Raw genomic sequence first — 24,836 nt, forward strand, 5'->3', positions numbered from 1 at the left:
TATTGAACAAAAAAGAACAAGCAGAAAAAGATCTAACCGATGCGAAGAACAAAGTGGAAGATCTGTTCACGGACGATAAGTTCGATACATTGGAAGGAACTACGGATCAAGGGGCGATTGACGAAGCCCAAAAAGCGGTCAATAAACTTCCTGAAGGTGCAGAAAAAGACCGTCTTCAAGACTTATTGAACAAAGCGCAAGATTTATTGGATAAAGATATAACGGCTCCAGATGCACCGAAATTGAATGAAGTTACAACAAACAGTAAAGAGGTAACAGGAAGCGGTGAACCTGAAGCAAATGTGACCGTCACCATTAATTCCAAGAAATATACCGGAGTTGTAGGTCCAGAAGGGAAATTCAAGGTTGCGATTCCAAATCAACCAGTCCATACGGTTATTACTGTTACCCTTACCGACGCGGTTGGGAATGTCAGCGAGAGTTCATCTGTTAGGGTAGTACAGTTTATGCCAAGTGAACCTGTAAAGATCAATCCTGTGTACCCAATTGCAGAGGTTATAACTGGAACTGCTCCTGAAGGGGCAACTATCGTTCGCTTATTGGTAAATGGCGAAGCACTGCGTACGGCACCTGTCAATGAAGATGGAACATTCAGTATATACAGTAAGTATGTAGGAGTAGATGAGAATGGAAATAATAAAACCCTACAAGTAGGCGATATCGTAACGGTTGACTACGGTGTTCGGACTCCATCGAACCTACAGGCTCATACTACGGTAATCAAGGAAGCGGAGAAACTGCAGGTGAATCCTGTAGCTCCTAATGCCGATTATGTTACGGGCAAGGCATCGGAGGGAACTAAGAGTCTCCGTTTGCTAGTGAATGGAATAGCGCAGAGAACAGTGTCCCTAACTCAGACTGGGGCAGGATTCATTAATCCAGATGGAAGTTACCAAATTTACAGCCGGTTTATTGTGGATGAAAATGGGGTTACTCGAAGATTGCAAGCAGGAGATGTCATTGAAGTTGACAATGGACCTCTAGTAGTTGGGGGAGAAATAGCAAAAACAGCAGTGAAATAATCAATTCGATAATGATGTAAGAAGGCCTCTCCTATTGGAAGTGGTCCTTCTTACATGTTTGAAAACGCTTCTTAAAGTGTTTGAGTATTTTTTCGTCACAAGGAAAGAAGTCCAATTTTTAAATGAGAAAAAGGTACTGAAGAATCTCTCTATAAGAAGGATTTATATTTTTAAAAAGGAGTGGAATCATGATATTGAAGAGACGGTTCAGAAGTATTGGAATCTGTATATTTACATTAAGTATATTTTTGACAGGCTGCATGTCAGGAGAAAAGGAAGTCCAGAAAGAAATGCAAAAGCAAACGAATACTTCTACTAAGGACGAAACGGATAAAAAAGAAACAGGGCTAGAGAAGACCGTATCTGGCGTAAGTATTGGGATTGAAGAAGCATTGCAGCTCGAGCATCCAGATCAAAAAGGGAAAAAAGTTTTACAGTTACAGCTGAAGGCAACTAATAAAACGGCAGAAGAAAAATTTGTAGACGTTTTTGAAATGTCGGTATGGAATCAAGAGGATAAAAAACTACGTATCTATCCAGGAGATAATCTTGGCACGAAACTGGCTCCTGGAAAAAGTGTAAAAGGTAATGGGTACTATGTGATTGAAGGAAAGGGACCTTACAAGGTGCAGTATGAAAATACTGAAACGAAAGATAAGCAGGAATGGACTATTAACAAAGTGAAGGACATGACAGAGGACGAATCTGAAAAGTAGTATGTAATTTACATTTTGACTGAACATTGGAGTTCCCCCGATGAATGGCCCCCCTGGTTAAAGGTCATTCAATCGGGGGATTTGTATTTCCTGAACGATAAGAAGAATGGAGTATGGATAGAAAAAGACTATGTTCGTTTTTATCAGCTGATTGCTTGAGGGACGTCCATTATAAATGTGAAATGCGTGGGATTAAGTTCAGAATCAAAAATTAATTATGATTATAGGTGTTTTGGCTAAAAAACAGATTTAGTTTTACCCTAACCATGCACTTGTACCTCACGTCAAAAAAACAGGTGATTCTGGTTAAATAGGGTAGATGAATCAAAAACAGAACGCTTCATTCGAAATCTGGAACCAGCAACAAAAATAATTATGATAATTTATTAATGCTGACGATAAAAATTAACGGGAAACTTACAAGGCGACTTTTCAAGGCGGAACTCTAGGTATGTATTTCAATCATAAAAAATGATATATCTGGTCAACTTTGCTGATTAAGAAAGATAGCGTTAGGAATTTGCTGGTTTTTTGTAGTGAATTTTCATTGTGGCCTAATAATTTAAATGTCCGTTATGTTCTGATAAGGAAATGGAGGAGTTGAATCATGATAACAGCGACAACGCAAGAAAGGCAACAACAAAAAAATACTGCCCAATACTCGCACAAATCTGCTCTGCAAAGAGAATTAAAGAACAAGACCGCTAAAGTCGGAGTGATTGGATTGGGTTATGTTGGTCTCCCAACTGCTTGCCATTATGCATCTAAAGGTTATACGGTGACAGGATTCGATGTCTCTGAGACAAAAGTGGAAAGTTTAAATAGCGGAATCAACTATATCAATGATGAAGATAATGACGGGCTTAGAGATTTGATAAACCAAAAGCGGTTTACAGCGACGACGGATATGAAGCAGCTAGGAGACATGAATGTCCTTTTGATTTGTGTCCCGACCCCAGTTAATAAGTTGAAGGAACCTGATATCTCGTATGTGAGGGATGTAGGGAACATTGTCGCTGAACATGCGAATGAAGGTACAATGGTTATTTTGGAAAGTACAACATACCCAGGAACGACAGAAGAGTATATCTGTACACCATTGACAGATAGGGGATATGTGATAGGTGAGAACCTTTTTGTAGCTTATTCCCCGGAAAGAATAGATCCAGGAAATAAAAGTTTTAATTTAAGCAACACGCCAAAAGTTATTGGGGGGATGACGGAAACCTGTACAGACCTAGCGTGCAAGTTCATCGGTTCGACAGCTCATCGTGTTAAGGGGGTTCGTGTTGCAGAATTAAGCAAAATCTTTGAGAACACTTTTCGATGGATTAACATGGCTTTGGTCAATGAAATGACGGTACTATGCAATGAGTTGGAAATTGATATATGGGAAACGATCAATGCGGCTTCTTCAAAACCATACGGGTTCATGAAATTCACCCCAGGCATTGGTGTCGGGGGACATTGCATTCCGGTAGATCCATACTACTTGCTCTATAAGGCAAAAGAACATGGTCATCGGACAAAAATGATTGAAATGGCAGGGGATATCAATGACGGAATGGTTCACTATTCATATAACCGCATACTTGAATTGCTTGCAGCCAATGACAAGCTCATGAAACACTCACATATTGTGGTTTTAGGTGCAACTTACAAAAGTGATATTGGTGATTTAAGGGAAAGCCCGGTCGTCCGCTTACTTGAACGATTACAAAACAAGGTCCAGAATCTAACCGTAATCGAACCCTATGCAAAAGAAATCCGAATCAATGAACAGGTTCTACAGGTGGAAAAATACGATGCTGCCATTCTTCAAAAAGCCGATTTAGTTGTCATCGGAACACCACACAATTGTTTTGACTGGAAAAGTGTCCATGATCATGCTTCATTAATATTCGATTCCAAAAATGTGATGGAGGAAAATGGATTGCTTTCTGATAAGGTCATAAAATTATAGGCCGAGAACAAAAAAAGTGACAAACGAAAAGGTTTAAAGATGGATTGGAGTTGATTGAATGGCGGAGACACTCAATATAAAAGATCTTTTTCAAATGGTGAAAAAACGCATCGTGCTCATTATTATCATCACAACCTTATTAACGGCAATGACGGGGATCGTTAGCTTTTTCATTCTTTCACCTGTTTACCAAGCTTCTACACAAATCTTAGTCAATCAATCTAAAGAAAAGTCAGAACTTTACAATGTAGGTGAGATTCAAACCAATATTCAATTGATTGAAACGTACAGCGAAATCATAAAAAGTCCGATGATGTTAGAAAAAGTCAAAGAACGACTGAATCTTGATATATCAAATACAGCATTATCGGAACAAATCAAAATTGTAAGTAATGGGAATTCACAAATTTTCACCATTAAAGTTGAGGGTGCTGATCCTAAAATTACCGTTAGTGTCGCCAGTGCAATTACGGACATATTCCAAGATGAAATAAAAACGCTTATGAATGTGGACAATGTCAATGTCTTATCCAAAGCAACTATAGGAGATAATTCCTCACCTATAAAACCGAACCCGATCATGAATACGATCGTTGCATGTTTTGCAGGGTTAATCATAAGTTTATTTCTTACATTAATGATCGAATTTTTCGACAAAACAATCAAAGTTGAGTCTGATATTGAAGAACATTTAAAGATTCCGATGCTAGGCATCGTGAATTTAATGGAAAATAAAAAAAAACGGAAATGATAAATCTGTAATTACAACCTCAAGAGGTGAAAAGCTTGACACGCAATATACGGCATAAAAAGACGGAGATTAAAAAAAGAAGCAGTATTTCCATGTTGAAATCGAAGTCACCTGTTGTGGAGCAATATAGGACAATTCGAACGAACCTTCAATTTTCCGCTGTGGAAAAAGACATAAAGACGATGATTTTCACCTCTGCAAATGCAGGTGAAGGAAAATCGACGACTTCAATCAATGTCGCAGCAGTTTTTGCACAGCAAGGGAAACGCGTTCTCATCATAGATGCAGATTTGAGAAAGCCTAGTGTTCATACTAACTTTAATATGGAGAACTACTTGGGGTTAACGAATATCATATCAAAGCAAAATAAATTACTCGATGCTGTACAACCTTCCTTTTACCCTAATTTAGATGTGCTGACAAGTGGGCCAATCCCCCCAAACCCATCGGAGTTGCTTGGGTCTAACGGAATGGTGACAGTGTTGGATGAAGCAAAGCTAAATTATGATTTAGTAATTCTGGACACACCGCCTGTTAATGCAGTCACAGATGCTCAAGTATTAGCGAGTATGACAGACGGCGTGGTTTTGGTGGTGAGCAGCGGAAGCACTGAAATACAGCAAGCACAAAAAGCGAAGGAATTACTTGAGAATGCAAATGCAAAGCTTTTGGGTGCAATCCTAAATAAGAAAAAACAAAAATATCCTGACGAATACTACTACTATGGTAAATAAAATAAGTAGTTTGGAAGTTGTATAAGTTTAGCATTCGTGGTTAGGAAAAAGAGGGATAACGATGATTGATATTCATAGTCATATTTTACCGAAGATGGATGATGGTGCTGGAGATATCCATGAAAGTATAGAAATGGCGAGAAAAGCTGTAGAGCAAGGAATTTCCAACATCATAGCAACCCCTCATTATAATAAGGGGATATATGAAAATGATAAGGAAATAGTCGTGAATGAAACAGCAAAATTAAACCAAGTGCTAGATGACCTGGATATCCCGCTAAAAGTATGGCCTGGGCAGGAAATAAGGATATCCGATGAACTTTCGGATGATTATGACAATAATGAAATCATGGGCTTGAATGGTTCGCAGTACATCCTTCTCGAACTGCCTTCAAACCATGTGCCAGTGTATACGGAACGATTAATTTATGATCTGCAAATGAAAAGGATGACACCGATCATTGCTCATCCAGAGCGGAATTTGGAAATAATAAAAAATCCGCAACTTCTAAAAGAACTGATTTGGAAGGGTGCTTATTCACAAATAACTGCAGGGAGCATCACGGGCAAATTCGGCTGGAGAACAAAAAGGTTTTCCAAATATTTAGTTCAATCAGGTCTTACTCATTTTATTGCATCAGATGCTCATAATGTTGGAAACAGAGGTTTTCAACTCAGGGAAGCACATAAGTTGATTGAGAAGAATTTCGGTCAAGAAATAGTCGATGCCTTTAATGAAAATGCCGAGAATGTTTTGTACGGGATGAAAGTTAAAGAACTCTTGTTTGACTAAAAATATTAATATGGGGAGAAGTAGATTTGACATATTATAACCGGCTTTTCACATTAGTCTTACTGGACGCTGTGATTGTTGTGACGGCTGTATTTTTAAGTTATTGGTTATTACATCCGTATAATGAAATATCGGCATTTATAATGAAAACTACGCTTATTTTGCTTATGTGTCATTATTTCTTCACTGCTTATTTAAAACTCTATAAAAAGGCTTGGGAATACGCCAGTATCAAGGAAATGTTCAATATATTCAAAGTAACGGCCTTTTCTATTACGATTACTGCCGCCTTTCAGCTATACTTTACCCATTTTCTATATATTAGAGAGCTTTTCATTACTTGTATTCTATATATTGCCATGATTGGGTGCTCACGTTTGGCATGGAGGATCTATTTTGAACGATACATTAAGCAATCACCCAATAAAAAAAGAACGTTGATCGTTGGAGCGGGGTCTGCAGGGACGATGATAACGAGTCGGTTGTTAAAATCCAGCAATATAGACTTAGTCCCGGTTGCATTCGTTGATGATGATAAAGCGAAGCTTAGTTTAGAAATCTTCAATATACCAGTTGTAGCAGCAACAAAAGATATTTCTCAAGTGGTTGAACAATACAAGATCGAACATATCGTGATTGCGATTCCTTCTTTGAAAAGAGAAGAAATAAATTCCATCTTTTCGGAATGCACCAAAACTTACAAAAAGACTCAAATTGTCCCTAGCCTGGAAGCGATTGTTCAAGGCAAGGTTCCAATTAATCAATTGCAGGATATCCAGATGGAAGACTTATTGGGTCGCTTACCCGTTCAACTTGATGATAAAGGGATTTTAGAAAAGATTGTTGATAGCACTATTTTAGTAACTGGTGCCGGCGGTTCAATTGGATCGGAAATCTGTCGTCAGATCTTGAAGTATAATCCAGCTAAAATTGTATTGCTCGGGCATGGTGAAAACAGCATTTATGCGATCGAGTTGGAATTGCGAGAGGCTTATGCAGATACAATTGAGATCGTGACCGAAATTGCAGACATTCAGGACCGCCGGAGGATGTTTCAGGTAATCGACCATCATCGGCCTAATATCGTCTACCATGCAGCCGCCCATAAACATGTACCGCTTATGGAGTCCAACCCTAAAGAAGCGGTGAAAAATAACATGATAGGCACGATGAATGTTGCCGAGGCATCAGAGGCTGGAATGGTTAATATTTTTGTCATGGTTTCGTCAGATAAAGCCGTAAATCCGACAAGTATAATGGGTGCCTCTAAATGTTTGGCCGAGATGATGATCTGGTATAAGAGTTTGTCTAGTCATACTAAATTTGTAACGGTCCGATTTGGAAATGTCCTTGGCAGCAATGGCAGCGTCATCCCACTCTTTAAAAAACAAATAAAAAAGGGGGGACCTTTGACAGTCACTCATCCGGATATGATTCGCTATTTCATGACAATTCCGGAAGCTTCAAGATTAGTCATTCAGGCAGGGGTCCTGGCCAAAGGAGGAGAGGTATTCGTACTTGATATGGGCGAACCGGTCAAAATTGTCGATTTCGCTAAAAAGCTTATCCAACTGTCAGGTTACAGCGTTGAAGAAATTGGAATAACTTATACTGGAATCCGGCCAGGTGAAAAATTATACGAAGAATTGCTTGGGGAAGACGAAGTTTACTTGAATCAGATTTACCCGCAAATCCATATTGGAAAACCAAGAGAAGTAAATTGGAAAGCGATAAAAGAGATTATTACAACATATGAAGACATGAGCGAAGAAACGTTAAAAGATAGAATGCTGAATTTGGCGAATTACAGGAAGAATAACAAAATTCCCATACCGTGATAATGCCTCAAATCCGGGTGATGTTAGCAATTAACAGAAAAAGTAAAGCAAGTGTCACAATTTTGATGATTTGCGTTTTTCAATGAAGGAAATTGGGCAATATATTCACCTTTTAAAAAATGTTAAAGAGAAGTAAGAATAATAGATGCTAAGAAATTTTCAATTAATCACTAGAATTCTGTATAGCTATCTGAAGAATACCTTCGTTTACTTGATAACGATACACAATGATAATTTGGGAGGAAAAAATGAAACGGGCCTTTGAATTTTTGATATCTTGTCTGGCGCTTATATCCTGTTCACTTCTTATGCTGTTTATCGTCATCCTAATCCGTTTAAAATTAGGTTCGCCTGTCATTTTTAAGCAGGAGCGGCCAGGATTTAATGGCAAACCATTTTATCTGTATAAGTTCAGAACGATGACAGATGAAAAAGATGAAAAAGGGGATTTGATTCCTGATGAGAAGAGATTAACTGATTTTGGGAAATTACTTAGAAAATTAAGTTTAGATGAATTACCTCAATTATTTAATGTCATGAAAGGCGATGTGAGTTTTGTAGGCCCACGGCCATTATTAATGGAATATCTCCCATTATATACTTCCGAACAAGCAAGGAGGCATGATGTCCGGCCTGGAATGACGGGGTGGGCCCAAGTGAATGGGCGAAATGCAATCTCGTGGGAGAAAAAGTTTGAGCTTGATGTCTGGTACGTTGAAAATCAATCTTTTTTACTGGATATGAAGATCTTATACCTTACCTTGATTAAGGTATGTAAACAAGAAGCCATTACCCAGGAAGGACATGTCACAACCCAAAAATTTGTTGGATAATGGGATGAATGATATTGATTTAAGGTTTACCCAAATTCAACTGTACCTCGAGGTAACAAGAAACCCCAAATTTGATGATGTGAGAAGTGATTTGAATTGAAGAAAATCGTAATAATCGGTGCGGGCGGGCACTCAAAAGTTGTTCAAGATATTGTTGAAGCAATGGGTGAATATCGTCTCATGGCTATTTTAGATGATCAATACGAAGTGCTGAAAAGAAAGGGAAATGTATATTTTGGCCCCATCTTAAGCTATAGAAGCTTATTTATTCATTTTGAATATAAGGTAATTATTGCGATAGGCAGGAACGATTTAAGATTAAAAATCGTAAACGAACTGAATTTAGATGTAATGGATTATGAGACAGTCATTCATCCAACTGCTATAGTGGGTAAAAATGTTTCGATAGGTAAAGGAACGGTCATTATGCCTAATGTCGTCTTGAACGCTGGCGCTAAAGTGGGGAATCACGTCATTGTTAATACGTCTTCAGTCATTGAGCATGATACCCATCTTGATGACTATATCCATATAGCACCAAGTGTTACCCTGACAGGAGCTGTCAAGGTAGGAACTGGTAGCTTGATAGGAGCTGGATCTACGGTCATACCAAGCATAACGATAGGGGAATGGTGTACGGTTGGTGCCGGGTCAACCGTTATTAAAGACATTTCTGATGCATCTACCGCTGTTGGGTCCCCAGCTAGGATAATATAATAAGGAGTGTGTGTGGGATGGAGAATAAAAGATTGTATCTTTCGCCTCCTCATATGAGTGGGAATGAACAAATGTACATTAGACAAGCGTTCGAGACAAATTGGATAGCGCCACTAGGACCGAACGTAAAAGCTTTGGAAGACGAATTTGCCAAATATGCGGGCACTAAGGGAGCGTTGGCAGTAAGTTCAGGAACTGCGGCCATTCATTTGGCATTGCAAGTATTGGGAGTCACCACTGGTGATACTGTATTCTGTTCTTCATTAACTTTTATAGCCAGTGCAAATCCTATCATCTATCAAGGTGCGAAGCCTGTTTTTATAGATTCTGAATCTGATACATGGAATATGTCACCTAAGGCATTGGAACTGGCTTTGGAATATGCGAGGAAAAATCGGAGAATTCCAAAAGCTGTAATTTTGGTCCACCTATTTGGACAAAGTGCAAAGGTAGATGAGATTAAGAGCATTTGCGGGAAATATAAGGTTGCTTTAATAGAGGATGCGGCCGAATCCCTTGGTGGATCTTACAAGGGGAAGCAAACAGGAGCGTTTGGTGATATAGGGATTTATTCGTTTAATGGAAATAAAATCATAACAACTTCTGGAGGGGGCATGCTGGTTTCAAATAACGAGGAATACTTACATAAGGCTCTCTTCCTATCTACACAAGCACGTGATGCAGTGCTTCATTATCAGCATAGCTCGATTGGATATAACTATCGTTTAAGCAATATTCTAGCTGGAATCGGCCGTGCCCAATTAGAAGTATTGGATGACCGTGTTAAAGTTCGGAGAGAAATTTTTGATCGTTATAAAAAAACTTTAGGGAACATACCTGGCATTACCTTCATGCCTGAATTAAAAGATACGATGGGGAATCGCTGGCTTACCGCATTAACAATAGACGACAAAATCAATGGAGTACGATCCAGTGACGTGATTAATGCGTTAGAAGCAGAAAATATTGAGTCCAGACCAGTATGGAAACCATTACATTTACAGCCTGTCTTTAAAAATGCAGCATTTTTTACAGAAAGCGGCGATAAAAGCATTTCAAGTATGTTATTTGAACAAGGTTTATGTTTGCCGTCCGGTTCGGGTATGACATTTGAAGAACAAGAGCGGGTCGTGGAAATTGTAAAGGAAGTACTTGAACCGTCCAAATTAGCCCAATGATTCTTTAGTCGTGTGATACGAGTTAATTCATTAAAGGAACTGTTGCATGCAGTCACATTTAGCAGATATACCAAAGCCCGTTTTCTTACAATGAAAAGGAGGCAAACCAAAATATGAGAATTACATTTAAACAGATTTATCAAGATATCGACAATTTAGTATGTTTATCCAATAACCGAAATGGTTTGAATTTCAGAGAGATTGAGCTTACAAGAAAAAGACTGGTTGAAAATATAAAAGCGATAGAACTGCATACCATCATTTTAAAAAAGAAAGATCCTGGATGAAAATCCCCATATCATCCTTACCTTTTAAAAATGATTTCATTTTTTGGGAGCCTTTTTAAATCCACATTAGAAATGAGGGTGCTTATGAAGATTGGTGATAAAGTTATTTATAAATCAAGGGAGTATAAAATTATTTACATCTATAGAAATGATTTAAAAGCCGAGCTTCTTTCCTTTGATGCTAAGCATGAGAAATTCGAATTAGCGCATATATCCCATTTGATAAAGACTAACCCGGCTTATGTAGAGAATCTACAAAAGGTGTCCCCTTATGAAAATTGTTGAGTAGCGGTTGTTGAATAGAATGCAGATGACACACCACCCTGGAGTTTGGTCAGTCTGTCGAGCAATTCAACACAGTCTTTTTCTTGACTTATCACATCAACATATAAAGATGATGTATCTTTAATATTCTATTGAACCTTGTTGGGGTAGGTATTAAACCTATGAACAATTTTTTCTTCCTCAATATGGATGCCTTCTATGAATTTAACTTTTCATTTTCATAAACCTCTTTACTGACTTTTTACATGAGAGCACTGCTTTTGAGGCGTTGCTCATTTAAATAGTAAGCACTGCATTCTTTTAAGGTGTATTCCCTTAAATCCTCAATAAAGAATGAGGTGTTTTTTTTTGTCCGGAACAAATGAATGCTGTAATGAAACCATTATTGCTTAACGATTGATAAAGCAAAAGAAATTGTTTCTAAAATGAAATGCTTCATTGTTAATTTGGGTTATATTACTAACTGCATTTACATTTTAAACCTTACAACTATACATAGCTTGTTGATAGTATTCGACTGGGCATGCTTGTTACATCAAAGATAAGTTTCAATTATTGATTTCCACATACCACTTATGAAACGACGCAGGAATAAAATTATGGTAAATTTGGGTAGTAAGTAGTGTATATTTTCTGTTATTTTTTAAAAAAAGAGTGAGGGAATTTTTAATATTAGGTATTAATACTCAACTTATATATTAATAGTTTTAGTAAGAAAAGATATGAAAATCAAAAGTTAAAGGTGATTGTATGAATCGATTTACTGACCGCTATTCAAAACTGCTGTATCATTTATTTTATGAGGATAACTGGTGTAGTTTAACAGAGCTATCAAAAAAAACAGGTTATTCGAAAAGCACATTATGGCGGGATATATTGCATATGAGTTCAAATCTTCCACCTGAATGGAAAATTGATAAGAATGAAGTGCAGGGCGTAAGGTTAATGAAACCTAAAAACGGCACCTTGGAAGAGCTTTGGTTTCATCTTAAAAGTGAAAACACCTATTTTCAAACCTTGGAATTAATTCTTTTTAACAATGGAGTAACGATAAAATATATTACTCAAAAAGTGCATATTAGTCGCTCCTCAGTGTACCGACAGTTAGAAAAAATAGAGGAAGTATTAAAAAATGCCGAAGTTCATTTATCAAATAGTCCGTTTAAAATTGTTGGGGATGAAATAAAGATTAGAAGATTCATCATGCAGTATGTAGAGTATATGTCCGGCAATTTAAATGATTTTATTACTTCCTTTAATCTTAAGGAGTTTCAAGACACTTTATTGGAGCTATTGAAGGAACATTCAACTTCTTTACACATGGGTGCCATACAAAGACTAGCGATAATCCTTCATATCTCCAACATTCGAATAACCCATAATTGTTTTGTGACATTCCCAAAAGTGGTTATAGATGAAAATGAAACATCCACAGCATTCGAAATATCAAAGAAACTATTTAAATTCATGGTGAAATGTCCAAATAGGGAGAAACAGATTTCTGAAATTTTATTTTTTTCTTTATATTTTATGAGCGAAGAAATGTCTTTAAATCGTACCCAAGAACTTCGGTACATTCGTTCCAAATTTAATTCGGATAGCGGTAAGCCTTTAGGTCAATTTTTAAGTAATCTATCAAAGAAAATTGGGCTGGATGTTTCTCAGGATGATATTTTCATGTACGAATTTGCGCAAACTCTTCGTGGGATATCGTTTGACTTACAGTTAAAAACGGATACGAGAATAAATAATATTTTGCAATTCGTTCCTTATTTTGAGAATAATGAGTTATTTGTGATCATTGAAGAAATAGCACAATACATATCGGATGAATTTGCTATTTCTTTTGAAAATATAGAAGTATTAGAGATATTCATGTTGGTCCAAGCTTCAATTTTAAGAAAACAAAACCAAATGGTTATAGAGACTGCATTAATTTGCCGATCATATGTAGAGAAAGATTATATTCGTGAGGTATTGAAACATCATTTCGGAAACAAGCTAAATATTTATGTTATGGATTTTTCCGATATAGACTCACTTTTCAGAAAAAATGGGTTTGATATCTTAATAACCACAGATTTAGGGCAGTTAATTAATATTGAACACATTCCTGTATATAAAGTTTCTTCATTTCCAACTCCCTCTGAATTAAAAGAAATTAAGATGTTTACTCGAAAGAATTTCATTGATCGGTATGGTTTAAATCCTAATATTTTATATCCATTTGAAGAAGACATTGATTGAGATCAGTCTTAAGGCATTTATTCACTTGTACTTTACCCCACTGATAACGAACAGTACTATGCAGCAAATAATTTTACCTCGTCTAAGCCTAGGTCATTTCTTTTTTCTCCAAAAGGAGAAGGTGGAATTTACTTATCTGACAGAGTTTAAGGTTGATAATTTACTAAAGGTAAGGGATCCACGAAATTACCGAAGCGAGAACGCCATACATTCCTTCTCAATTTATACCACAGACCATTCTCTTTAATCGAAACTAAAATCACGAAATAGGGACCTGTCTTACTGCTATCAGTGGCTGGTATGTAAATGGCCCCGGTACAACCGGGGCCATGGCCGTTTAAAACCTTTACTGGCTTTATTGAGTAGTTACATATTCATTATTTCCTGCACGCATTCCAACAATGAAAATAAGTGCCGATATTGCGGCCAACATCAATAAGGGAACTGTCCAGCTGTGTGTAATGTCATGAAGCAAGCCGAATAATACTGGTCCAATGGCAGCTAAGAGGTACCCGAATGATTGAGCCATTCCTGATAATTCCGTCGCCTCATGGGTGCTTTGTGTTCGAAGACTAAAGAACATCATCGATAAACTGAATATGGTTCCAACTCCAATCCCGATCAATATCATGCATACTGGTATGAAGAGAGTGCTTCCGTATAATATGCCGAATATCCCTGCAATAAGGAAGACGACAGGCGGGATCACTAACAGACGCTGACTTTGTAAGCGTCCAGCTAAAATTGGCACAAGGAATGTTATTGGAATGACTGCAAGCTGCATGATGGAAAGCATCCAGCCAGCTTCATCGGCGTTCAGGCCTTTTTGCTCCAGGATTTCCGGCATCCAGGTAATTACTGTATAGAAAATAAACGATTGCAAACCCATGAAGAATGTAATCTGCCAGGCTAAACCAGAACGCCATAAGTTAATCTTTTTATCCTTTTGTTCCGTTTGTACATCCTTACCTGAGTTGAATGGCCGTCTTATTTGCGGCATCCATAAAAAAACTGTAATAAGTGATAAAATTCCCCAACATCCAAGGGCACCAGCCCATCCCAACCCCGATGAAGAAGCAAGGGGAATGCTGATCCCGGAACCTATTGCGCCACATAAATTCATGGAAACAGCATAGGTTCCTGTCATCAAACCGATGTTCCTGGCAAAGTTATGTTTAATTAGACTTGGTAACAATACATTGCCTATTGCAATGGCTAAACCGATTAAAATGGTCCCTATGAACAATGTCGGCACTCCGCCAACTGAGCGTATAACAATTCCGATTGTTAGTAATATCAAGGAAAGGAAAAGCGTAAGCTCCATTCCAAAACGCCGTGCTATCCTAGGTGCAAACGGTGATAATAAAGCAAAGGAAAGCAAAGGCAATGTCGTTAATGAACCTGATAATGTATTGGATATCCCCAAGTTATCTCGGATCGAAGTGACAAGGGGGCCAACCGAAGTTAAGGGAGCCCTCAGATTTGCCCCCAGAAGAATGATTCCGATGATGAGTAGTCCAACTCTGGGTTTAATATCCATTTTAGTTTGTTCTAGTTGATTTGCCGCTTGATGAATGCCCATAATCTCCTCCTTACTTACTCTATAGATTTTTTGAATTGTGCAATGTATTCATTCACTGTTTCGATTGCCCGGTTCACATCTTGTTCGATGATGGCATCTACAAGTTTGCAATGAATGTTCAAATGAAAGTTCACATCAGAACTCATCTCCACTATCTGATGGATGGATTCATGCAGGGAGTGTTCCATATGTTCGTACAAATCAATCAATAAATCATTATGTGATGAAACCATAATCGATTTATGCAACTGTATATCGGCTTCTTCGTAAGCCTTGATATCCCTTGCTTCGGCAGCTTTACTGCATGCTGATATATGAAACCGCAATTGTTCTATATCTTCTTGATTACGTCTTAATGCCGCTAACTGAGCTCCCTCTCTTTCAAGGGCATGACGGACCTCTAACGTTTCTAATAAACTTGACTGCTGGATCCTTCTTTCAAATGCTGCCCCCAAGGCACTTGATGACCTTACGAATGTCCCCTTTCCTTGTTTCGTTACTAATAGCCCTGCATAAACAAGTGATCGTACAGCTTCCCTTAATGTATTTCTGCTTACATCGAACTGTTGGATCAAGTCCATTTCAGGGGGAATTTGATTTCCAATTTTCCATTCACCTGATTCGATTAACGATTCGATTTGGGAAACCACTTGCTCTACAAGTGATAAGCGATTTGTTTTAGATATAGACAAGATACACACCTCTAATTTGTAGGATGATTGGGTCATTGGCTATTTTAACATATGTATGTTGAAAATGGAGCAAACGAGTATTTTAAATCCAAATTTGTTTCCTTTTATTCTTCAGAAAAAAATTTCAGAAATCCGCTCCCTTTCAGCCGACTGCTTGCCATGCCTCATCAAAGCAAGCATCTAGCGGGGTCTCGACTAGCCAGTTAATCAAAATTCTTCAATCCAAGTGGGTTTCATCCAAAACTCGTAACCCAGGTTTGTTTAAAATCATTGTGAGGGGTGAGACCATTTCAATTGATGGAACCGCCAGTTGCTCCATAGTTTTAAAAAAACATTCCAATCGACGTTCAAATTGTACTAGCACTAAAAAGACTAAAGGCAAACTCGACTTTCTTCGAGTTTGCCTTCAGTCTGAAATCCCCATTAAAGTCAGGGAGGATAATATTTCTATTTTTTTTGTTTGACAATAAAGGAAAGAAGGATAAATATCACTAACGTGACAAGACATACTGTGGTCCCAATGATGTTTTGCTTATTAAAGATAAATGCCAAAAAGATAATGCTTAATGCCGTGATGGCTAATATAGTTGTGTATGGGTACCATTTTACCCGGAAACCTGGTTTGCCAATGTATTGCTTACGCAGCTTCAATTGCGCTGAACAAATACTGATCCATAATAATAAAACTGTGAATCCAGGAATGGCCATAAGGTAGCTTAAAATCAGGTCGGGGTACAAATAGGATAAAAACACACCAGCCAATATGCATAATGTAGTTAAAAATATACCATTAAGCGGGATACCCTTTTTTGTTGTTTTTAAAAATGCCTTAGGCGCTTCCCCATTATGGGAAAGAGTGAACAGTGTCCTTGAAGTAGCGTATATACCTGAATTTGCAGCTGATAAGACAGCGGTTAAAAGAACGAAATTCATGATATCGGCGGCTCCGGGAAGACCCGATAAGCTGAAAACCTGAACGAAAGGACTTACCTCAGTGCTTACTTGGTTCCAAGGTATTACCCCGCAAATAATAAATATCGGCAAGACATAGAAAAGAATCACCCGCCATACTGTTCCTTTAATGATTTTTGGTATGACTCGCTGACTATCTTTTGTTTCCGTAACGGCTACACCAATTAATTCTGCGCCACCATATGAAAACATTACCACTAAAAGTGCACTTAACATTCCGTCAATTCCTTTTGGGAAAAAACCACCATGTTCCGTGTAATTAGAAAATGAAGCAGTACTAGGAAAAAGTCCTAGCATGATCAAAGCTCCTAAAATAATAAAGGCAATCAAGGTTATTATTTTAATTCCTGCGAACCAAAATTCGAGTTCTCCATAGTATTTTACTTGAAACAAATTAATTCCTATAATTACTGAAGCGCAAAGTATACTTAACAGCCATAATGGTACTGTGGGAAACCAATATTGTAGAAAGCTTCCGGCTGCGACTATCTCTACAATGATCACGATAATCCAGTTAAACCAATAGAGCCATCCGACTATGAAGGATAGTTGAAACCCAAAAGCTTTATTAATGAGATGCTGTACGTTCAAATTAGGAAAAGCGGTTGCCATCTCTCCTAATGCGGCCATTACAATAAATAACAATAGCCCCCCTATTAAATAGGCTATTACAACACTTGGACCTGCCATATTTAATGTATCGGAACTCCCCTTAAAAATCCCTGTTCCTATCATTCCGGCTAGAGCAATGAACTGGACATGCCTCGGCAATAGGCCCTTTTTTAAATCTTGATGAGTCTTCTCCATTTTATTCATGCCTTTCCTTTTAATAAAATAGTCTATAAGTAAAACTAGGAAGTTCTTCTTTTATTGAACGCTTTCACGTACTAAAGTACTATATCAATATATCATGAATCGGAAAAATGTCAATTTAGGCAGGTGAACTGGAATAGATTCCTAATCAGCAAAACAGGAATAGTTTTTATTATCTAAAAGTATTTGGATTTTATGAAATAAATCAAAGGAAAAATTAACAAATCGGCGTAAGGCACTATATTGAAATAAATACATATTGTAAAGAGAGAAAAATAATTCTGTTTAATCGCAGTATTTCTGACATTTTGTTGGTAGTGAATAAGATGATGTAATCAGTTCAAGTCCTTCCATAAATATGTCAGGTTGTGATGGCGGTTTTGGATTTGGGGTTATGGAACATACTGCTGAATAACAAAAAACCGACCATTCAAGGTCGGTTTTTCTTTTAATATAAGGTACGAAGCGGGAGAAGCTAACGAGACTATCCGTTTTCATTTAAAAAGGGGAGAAGGGGCGGCTGTAGGTGTTCGGTTTCTTGTATCGGGTCAATTTCGCTTAGAAATTCCAAATAACCGGAATATACCTGCGAGGCCATCCCTAAATAGTGCAATTCAGTGTGGATGATTCCCTTCCGTGGTGAATGGAGCATATACATTTTTTCATCCCTCCTTTCCAAAAGAATAGGCAAGCCTGTTATAGGCGGTAATCGAACCAATGAAATGTTATGTTTATATGAGATTTTCACTTTAAAAATTGGATGCGCCAGGTTCGAAGGCTTCTGAATCTCTTTCTTCTATCACCATGCGCAGTCCACTCTTAGGTCTGAGTGTAAGGGATGGAAGGGGGGTTACTTCATGATGATCATGTGCAAGCTTTATCCTATACCGCTTTGCAATGCAGGCCAGGACAAACACCGCTTCCATCATCGCAAAATGATTGCCGATACAAACCCGCGGCCCTCCGCCAAACGGAAAGTAAGCGAACGCAGGCAGGCTTTTCATGAAGTTATTTTCAAATCTTTCAGGAATAAATGATTCCGGTTGATCAAAATACTCTGGATCATGCTGCATCACATAAGAACTTATTAGAATCATATCGCCTTTTTTAAAGCGATATCCTCCTATTATGACATCCTCCGTCACATCACGGGATAGGATATACAGTGGCGGGTACAGGCGAAGTGTTTCATGAATGATATTTTGAGTGTATGGTAATTTCATGAAGTCTTCAGGCTTGGGTGTCCGGTGACCGATTATGCTATTCACTTCACTGAAAAGCTTGGCTTGAATTTCTGGATGCTTCGAAATTGCGTACAGTGCCCAGGAAAGAGCATTTGCTGTCGTTTCATGACCGGCAAGGAAAATAGTCATCAATTCATCACGGACCTGATGGCTTGTCATACCCAATCCGTCGTCGGCATCACGTGCGTCCATCAGGATCCCAAGCATGTCTTCATGTTTTACTGTGTCGTTCTTCCGTTTTTCAATAATGCCGTAAATCACTTTATCAAGTCTTTGTATCGCCTTTTTATATTCACGGTTGATTTTGGTAGGTACCCATAATGGCATACGGAAAATCTTTCTCATCCTTTTGACTGTAATTCTCAAAGCGGTTTCCAGCGGTTTTCCAACAATTTCATACCCATCCTTGAATTCCATGCTGAACATCGTCTTGCTGATTATCCCGAGAGTGATGTCCATCATATCCTTCGTTATGATCCGTTCTTCATCATGTTGCCAAGTTGATATATAATCCATTGTGGTATCAATCATATCCTTGGCGTATTGGCTAATATGATTCTTTTTGAAAGAGGGTTGGATAAGCCTTCTCTGTCGCATATGAAAGTCTTTTTCGCTTGTAAGCAGACCTTCACCGATAAGCGGTTTTAAAACATTGAAGTCCTTGGATTTGATGAAGGATTTTTGTTTTGTTACGAGTATTTGTTTTATTAAATCAGGATTTAAAACGTGATAAACATTTTGGAATGGGCCCAAACGGAATTTAGCGACTTCTCCATATTCCTTGGCCAATCGGGTCAGAAAACCAATGGGATCTGCTTGAAACTCCTTTGTATGTCCGGAAATCACCCTTCCTTTTGGAACCTTTGGAGAAGTGCGGAAGACATCATCAGCGTGGCTCAATGTGGTTTTTCCCCTTTCTTTAAAATAATTACATGTAATCATTCTATGAGGATCAGTTAAATTGGTTTGGACAAGTCTTTAAAGAAAGGGCGGATAATTCTATGGAAGTAATAAGGTTATATAAGAAGCCATAAAAAAACTCTGGCTGAATAGAGCCAGAGTTTTTCATGGAAGCTTTAGATTTGATGATGTGGGATTTACCTTCTTTCTTCATCGTCCCTATGTTGTAAGCAATCATTTTTTTCTTTAATGGGCCCGCCAAATTCTGCATTGATTTCCTTTACCACTTGATCTAAGAATTCATCTGATATTATTGGATTATTAGTTTTTTTATGCATGTACAATCCTTTCTGGATATCGTTGTTTGGATAAATAATGAAGTATACGTTATCAACATAACCTCACTTTTAATAAATTATTCTTTCTTTGTCCAACATTTTCACTTGCATTTACATTTCACGGAAGCATTTATAAAAGACTGTTATATCTAGTTTAGTGATGATGGTATGTGGAAATAGCCCAATCACCTCTAGGTAATTGGGCGTGGGTTATATACTTGATTAAGGGAACAGCTGCCTTAAATATGTTATTAGCTGATCACGAAGTTCAGGTCGTTTCATTGCGAAATCTATTGAAGCCTGAAGGAAGCCGAATTTATCGCCGACGTCATATCGATTTCCTTCGATGATATACGAATATAATGGTTCCTTTTCTAACAAAAGGTCTAAAGCTTCGGTAAGCTGGATCTCCCCCTTCCGGTCGGGCTGTACGGTTTCAAGGATTTCAAAAATCTCAGGTGATAAAATATATCGGCCAATAATCGCCTGTGTTGATGGTGCATCTTCCACTTTTGGCTTTTCCACTAAGTTTCTTACCAGAAATAAATCCTCATATCGTTCTTGGAAATTTACGATCCCATACTTGGAGACATCGGCAGGTGACACTTCCTTACATCCGATAATGCTCGCTTGAACCTTGTTATACCGTTCCATCAACTGCTTCAAAGCTGGAACCTGGCTATCCACGATATCATCCCCTAACAGGACGGCAAAAGGTTCGTTTCCGATAAAAGTTTTGGCACATAATACTGCATGCCCAAGACCTAAAGGTTCCTTTTGTCTTACATAGTGGATATCCACCATGTTGGAAATGTTCTCCACGATCTTAAGCAGCTCATTTTGACCTTTCATTTGCAGAAGCATTTCCAGTTCAATGGATTTATCGAAATGATCTTCAATGGCACGTTTGTTTTTACCCGTAACGATGATAATATCTGTAATCCCTGATTGAACCGCTTCCTCGATAATATATTGAATGGTCGGCTTATCGACAATCGGCAGCATTTCCTTTGGTTGAGCTTTCGTAGCAGGTAAAAATCGTGTTCCTAAACCGGCTGCTGGAATCACCGCTTTCTTTATCATAGCCCAGCCCCTTTTTAAGGTTCTTTTATATGCTTTTAGTTCTACCCTTCATTTTATGTAGCCATTGGTTGACCTATATCAAAATAGGTTAAAATAAATTCCTGAAAAAGAATAGATTTACCTTTGAAGCAAATATTATGGATATATGAATTTGGTCAAGAGGTGTAAATGTTGCCAATTGAAAAACAAGAGAGAACACAAATCCTTTTTGCCTTACTCGTCATTGTTTTATATCTTTCTCCTTTATTCATCCTTGGAGAAAATGCGCATATTCGCGTACATGATAATTTGGACTCCAACATTGCCTGGTATAAAGTCCTTTCAGAAAGCGGTGAGTTATTCGGTGCGATAGACGCCAAAATTCCCCAGATCATGAATGGTCTGCCCCGAAATGCCTTTGGCAGTGAGTTCAGTATTATCGTGTGGCTTTACGCACTTTTTCCGACAATGGTTGCATATGCAATAAGCCAGGCATTAACAAGATTTATTGCATTCTTTGGTATGTATATCTTATTAAAGAAACATTTGGTTACAGGGAGCCAATCAGGTTGGATCAGGGTTGGAACATCCTTGGCCTTTGCCCTTACCCCATTTTGGCCGTCGGGAATGCTCAGTACACTTGGGATGCCGCTTGCACTTTGGGCTTTTTTGAATATTCGCAGCAAGGATCATTCGTGGAAGAATTATTTGGTCCTTACACTTTTGCCGCTTTATTCAAGCATCGTGCTTGGTTTTTTCTTTTTCCTTGTTGCAATGGGCTTTCTTTGGTTAACGGATGTGATCAGGAGAAAAGGGTGGAATATAACGTTTCTTCTTTCGATCGTGTATATGACCTTCATTTTTGGTTTGGTGGAGTATCGTTTGGTGTCTTCATTCATTTTTGATTCGGAGCCAAATAGCAGAGATGAATATTTTCACGCAAGGCTGCCGCTTGATTGGGTCATCAAGCTCACTTTCAAAAATTTCGTTCTTGGACACACGCATGTCATGACTGTACATGCGCTTATCATCCTGCCGATTACAGTCTTTGCCCTTTATATCATTCTGACCAAAAAACTGTGGCGACAGGAAAAGGTATATGTATTTTTATTCGGCTTGAACTTTATACTCTCAGCATGGTACGCATTCTGGTTTTATAAAGGCTGGGTTCCTTTGACGGAAAGGTTTCACACCCTGGATACCTTTAATTTTGCCAGATTTCACTTTTTAAGGCCGATGGTGATTTATTTGGGCTTTGCCCTCGCGATAAAAATCATTTGGGAACACAGCGATTATGCTAAGAAAACCCTTTCCATTTTCATCGCCGTCCAAATTATGATCTTAATGGGCTTCAATGAAGAAATCACTTACAATAAAAAACCATCTTTTAAAGAGTTCTATTCAGAAAGCCTTTTCCAGGAAATAAAAGATCATATCGACCTTCCACAGGAAGAGTATCGTGTTGCTAGCATTGGGCTGCATCCTGCAATCGCACAATTTAATGGATTTTACACGCTCGATAGCTATAACAATTTCTATCCGCTTTCTTACAAACATCAATTTCGTCAAATAATTGAAAACGAATTGGCTAAGAATAAAAACATCAGAATCTACTTTGATGAATGGGGAGGACGTTGTTACCTATTTACCGATGAGCTTGGGAAGCATTATATGTTCAAGAAAGGCTCGAAGAAAGAGCTGGAAAATTTGGATCTTAATATGGATGCCTTTAAAGGATTAGGTGGCAAATATATATTTTCTGCCATCCCAATCAACAACGCGAAGGAGAACGGATTGGTGCTAGATAGGGTTTTCACAAAGAAAGGCAGCAAATGGAAAATTCATTTATACAGAGTCATGTGAAAAGGGGGGAATAGAATGAATTCACCGATAGTAACGATTGTTGTACCTTGTTATAACGAAGAAAGCGTTTTGCAGGATACCATTTCCCAGCTTTGTGGATTGATGAGGGGATTAGTCGAAGAAAACGTTGTTTCTGGTCAAAGTAAAGTCCTGCTGGTTGATGATGGAAGCAAAGATCAAACTTGGAAAATCATTTATAAGGAAACGATCAATAATGAATTGGTTCGCGGGCTAAAGCTTTCCCGGAATGCAGGACATCAAAATGCACTCCTGGCAGGATTGTTTACAGCCAAGGAAGCCTCGGATTGTGTGATTTCCATTGATGCAGATTTACAGGATGATATTCAAGTCATCCCTGAATTCATTCGGAAATTCAAGGAAGGATGTGAAATCGTATATGGTGTCCGCCAGAAAAGGGACCTTGATTCATTTTTTAAACGGACATCTGCAACTGGTTTTTATAAATTGATGAACAAGATGGGGGTTAACCTTGTCTATAATCATGCCGATTTCAGGCTGATGAGCAGAAGGGCGATCGCGGAGTTGGAACGATTTGATGAAACGAATCTCTTTTTAAGGGGGATTGTCCCGCTCATTGGGTTTAAGACGGACTCTGTTTATTATGACCGAAAAGAAAGATTGGCTGGGGAAACGAAATATCCATTTAAGAAGATGGTTGCTTTTGCGCTTGATGGCATTACTTCCTTTTCAGTTACACCGATCCGGCTTGTATTATGGCTAGGATGTCTTTCCTTTTTCATTAGCTTACTCTTTGGGTCTTACTTTTTATGGTTAAAGTTTTATGGTCAGACCGAAACTGGTTGGACCTCATTAATCACCTCCATATGGTTGATCGGCGGACTGCAGTTGATTGCTGTCGGCTTGATTGGGGAATATATCGGAAAAATCTATAATGAATCCAAACGCCGGCCTAAATATATTGTTGATCTTGATTTATTTAATCCGCTCGATTTAAAAAAACGGGAGCAACTAGACAATGAACGGAACAGTATTGAGAAACTATCTAAAACACACTAACTCCTTTATCCGCTTTTTATTGGTTGGAATAGTCAATACAGCGGTTGGACTTTCCATCATGCTTTTTCTTATGAATGTTCTTGAATTATCATACTGGGTCTCCACCTTTTTCGGCAATGGAACGGGAGCTGTAACGAGTTTTCTTTTGAACAGGACTTTTACCTTTAAAAGTGATATAGAATGGCGGCGAGGAGTTGCCCGTTTCTTATGCGTCATCCTGATTTGTTATTCCGCCGCTTATTCTATAGGCCAAGCCATTGCGGAATCACTGGAAGGATCCGTCCATTTATCCATACAACAAAATTTGGCTGTTCTCATAGGAACAATCTTTTATACCGTGCTTAACTATATTGGCCAGAAATACTTTGTCTTTAAAAAAAGCAATTTGAGACCAATTCAAGAAGGAAGGAACTAATTAGGTGAATCAGTGGAATAGTGCCCCTATTGGACGGGAATAAAAGCGGAATTTGATATTTAATGCAAGTTTACCCTTTTAATGACGATCCGAGCTGGGGCAGATCTGGTTAATTCATCGCATTCTTCATGAAGGTGATTTTTTTCCTTTTCGGACCACCTTATGTTCATTGGCCCCTGGATTTTGACCTTTACTTACCTCCTTTCCTACCTTCGAATCATGTCATTGCATGACTTATGTTATATAAGCCAAGAACAAAACCTCACTTACAAAGAATTATTTATTTTTGAGCAAAATTTTCATTTACATTTCCATTTCACGGGAGTATGATAATCAACAGTTTCATATTTCTAAATCGCTTAAACCTTATGGTGCGGGGGACCCGTTATTGGGATTGTTTACAATCCAAGGGGTGAATCCTTTTTAAAAAGGTAGGGCTACTCTTAGGTCCGAATCCGACAGCTAACCTCGTAAGCGTTATATGAGAAGGAAGGTGGAGCTTGTTAGACAAAAAAATTGATGTCTACAGGTC

At 38.2% G+C, this 24,836-nt stretch carries 21 protein-coding genes and 1 riboswitch; of the genes, 16 read left to right on the forward strand and 5 right to left on the reverse strand.

Going from position 1 to position 24,836, the window contains the following annotated elements; genetic code table 11:
* The 13 genes from ACWF5P_RS00020 to ACWF5P_RS00080 form a co-directional block, all read left to right on the forward strand.
* The coding region (locus tag ACWF5P_RS00020; RefSeq protein ID WP_452444406.1) for an Ig-like domain-containing protein at positions 1-1,043 on the forward strand (1,043 nt) is incomplete at its 5' end.
* 188 nt (positions 1,044-1,231) lie between these two features.
* Positions 1,232-1,759 carry a hypothetical protein gene (locus tag ACWF5P_RS00025; protein ID WP_434167827.1) on the forward strand — a complete coding sequence of 176 codons (528 nt, stop codon included), beginning with the start codon at positions 1,232-1,234 and terminating at the stop codon, positions 1,757-1,759.
* A 607-nt stretch (positions 1,760-2,366) separates the two neighbouring features.
* Entirely contained in the window at positions 2,367-3,722 is a 1,356-nt protein-coding gene (locus ACWF5P_RS00030; RefSeq protein ID WP_434167826.1) for a nucleotide sugar dehydrogenase, read from the forward strand.
* A gap of 58 nt (positions 3,723-3,780) precedes the next feature.
* Positions 3,781-4,473 (forward strand): YveK family protein, encoded by a 693-nt coding sequence (locus ACWF5P_RS00035; RefSeq protein ID WP_101223351.1) that lies wholly within the window; start codon positions 3,781-3,783, stop codon positions 4,471-4,473.
* Between the two features lie 35 nt (positions 4,474-4,508).
* Complete coding sequence (locus ACWF5P_RS00040) at positions 4,509-5,207, forward strand: polysaccharide biosynthesis tyrosine autokinase (RefSeq protein ID WP_434167825.1); 699 nt, start codon at positions 4,509-4,511, stop codon at positions 5,205-5,207.
* A 61-nt stretch (positions 5,208-5,268) separates the two neighbouring features.
* On the forward strand, positions 5,269-6,000 hold the full coding sequence (locus ACWF5P_RS00045) for a CpsB/CapC family capsule biosynthesis tyrosine phosphatase (protein WP_434167824.1): 732 nt from the start codon (positions 5,269-5,271) through the stop codon (positions 5,998-6,000).
* A 26-nt stretch (positions 6,001-6,026) separates the two neighbouring features.
* Positions 6,027-7,838 carry an SDR family NAD(P)-dependent oxidoreductase gene (locus tag ACWF5P_RS00050; RefSeq protein WP_434167823.1) on the forward strand — a complete coding sequence of 604 codons (1,812 nt, stop codon included), beginning with the start codon at positions 6,027-6,029 and terminating at the stop codon, positions 7,836-7,838.
* A 248-nt stretch (positions 7,839-8,086) separates the two neighbouring features.
* On the forward strand, positions 8,087-8,671 hold the full coding sequence (locus ACWF5P_RS00055) for a sugar transferase (protein ID WP_311735970.1): 585 nt from the start codon (positions 8,087-8,089) through the stop codon (positions 8,669-8,671).
* Between the two features lie 96 nt (positions 8,672-8,767).
* Positions 8,768-9,388: a NeuD/PglB/VioB family sugar acetyltransferase gene (locus ACWF5P_RS00060; protein WP_434167822.1), complete on the forward strand. Its 621-nt coding sequence runs from the start codon at positions 8,768-8,770 to the stop codon at positions 9,386-9,388.
* Between the two features lie 17 nt (positions 9,389-9,405).
* On the forward strand, positions 9,406-10,566 hold the full coding sequence (locus ACWF5P_RS00065; protein WP_434167821.1) for an aminotransferase class I/II-fold pyridoxal phosphate-dependent enzyme: 1,161 nt from the start codon (positions 9,406-9,408) through the stop codon (positions 10,564-10,566).
* A gap of 113 nt (positions 10,567-10,679) precedes the next feature.
* A complete protein-coding gene (locus ACWF5P_RS00070) occupies positions 10,680-10,853 on the forward strand; it encodes a hypothetical protein (protein ID WP_157831043.1) in 174 nt (57 codons plus the stop codon).
* An 84-nt stretch (positions 10,854-10,937) separates the two neighbouring features.
* A complete protein-coding gene (locus ACWF5P_RS00075; protein ID WP_101223345.1) occupies positions 10,938-11,138 on the forward strand; it encodes a hypothetical protein in 201 nt (66 codons plus the stop codon).
* Between the two features lie 750 nt (positions 11,139-11,888).
* Complete coding sequence (locus ACWF5P_RS00080) at positions 11,889-13,385, forward strand: BglG family transcription antiterminator (RefSeq protein WP_101223344.1); 1,497 nt, start codon at positions 11,889-11,891, stop codon at positions 13,383-13,385.
* A 355-nt stretch (positions 13,386-13,740) separates the two neighbouring features.
* Here the strand turns inward: ACWF5P_RS00080 and ACWF5P_RS00085 are convergent, their stop codons facing one another.
* From ACWF5P_RS00085 to galU, 5 genes are all read right to left on the reverse strand, one after another.
* Positions 13,741-14,925: a CynX/NimT family MFS transporter gene (locus ACWF5P_RS00085; RefSeq protein WP_230178228.1), complete on the reverse strand. Its 1,185-nt coding sequence runs from the start codon at positions 14,923-14,925 to the stop codon at positions 13,741-13,743.
* A 56-nt stretch (positions 14,926-14,981) separates the two neighbouring features.
* Entirely contained in the window at positions 14,982-15,659 is a 678-nt protein-coding gene (locus tag ACWF5P_RS00090; protein ID WP_434167820.1) for a GntR family transcriptional regulator, read from the reverse strand.
* Between the two features lie 447 nt (positions 15,660-16,106).
* Positions 16,107-17,438, reverse strand: coding sequence for an amino acid permease (locus tag ACWF5P_RS00095; protein WP_101223522.1), 1,332 nt, complete (start codon positions 17,436-17,438; stop codon positions 16,107-16,109).
* Between the two features lie 755 nt (positions 17,439-18,193).
* A complete protein-coding gene (locus ACWF5P_RS00100) occupies positions 18,194-19,588 on the reverse strand; it encodes a cytochrome P450 (protein WP_434167819.1) in 1,395 nt (464 codons plus the stop codon).
* Positions 19,589-20,148: 560 nt separating this feature from the next.
* A complete protein-coding gene (galU, locus tag ACWF5P_RS00105; RefSeq protein ID WP_101223339.1) occupies positions 20,149-21,009 on the reverse strand; it encodes a UTP--glucose-1-phosphate uridylyltransferase GalU in 861 nt (286 codons plus the stop codon).
* 168 nt (positions 21,010-21,177) lie between these two features.
* Here galU and ACWF5P_RS00110 point away from each other — a divergent pair, with 168 nt between their 5' ends.
* Genes ACWF5P_RS00110 through ACWF5P_RS00120 form a run of 3 tightly spaced genes read left to right on the forward strand, consistent with a single transcriptional unit; the run spans position 21,178 to position 24,304 of the window.
* A complete protein-coding gene (locus ACWF5P_RS00110; protein WP_434167818.1) occupies positions 21,178-22,851 on the forward strand; it encodes a DUF6044 family protein in 1,674 nt (557 codons plus the stop codon).
* 15 nt (positions 22,852-22,866) lie between these two features.
* Positions 22,867-23,889, forward strand: a complete 1,023-nt coding sequence (locus ACWF5P_RS00115; RefSeq protein ID WP_434167817.1) for a glycosyltransferase — start codon at positions 22,867-22,869, stop codon at positions 23,887-23,889.
* Entirely contained in the window at positions 23,849-24,304 is a 456-nt protein-coding gene (locus ACWF5P_RS00120; RefSeq protein ID WP_402939775.1) for a GtrA family protein, read from the forward strand. The genes ACWF5P_RS00115 and ACWF5P_RS00120 overlap by 41 nt, the downstream gene beginning before the upstream one ends.
* A 346-nt stretch (positions 24,305-24,650) precedes the next feature.
* A riboswitch (cyclic di-AMP (ydaO/yuaA leader) is annotated at positions 24,651-24,797 on the forward strand.
* The last annotated feature ends 39 nt before the right edge of the window (positions 24,798-24,836 follow it).

It is taken from the genome of Peribacillus sp. NPDC055009, assembly GCF_053608705.1.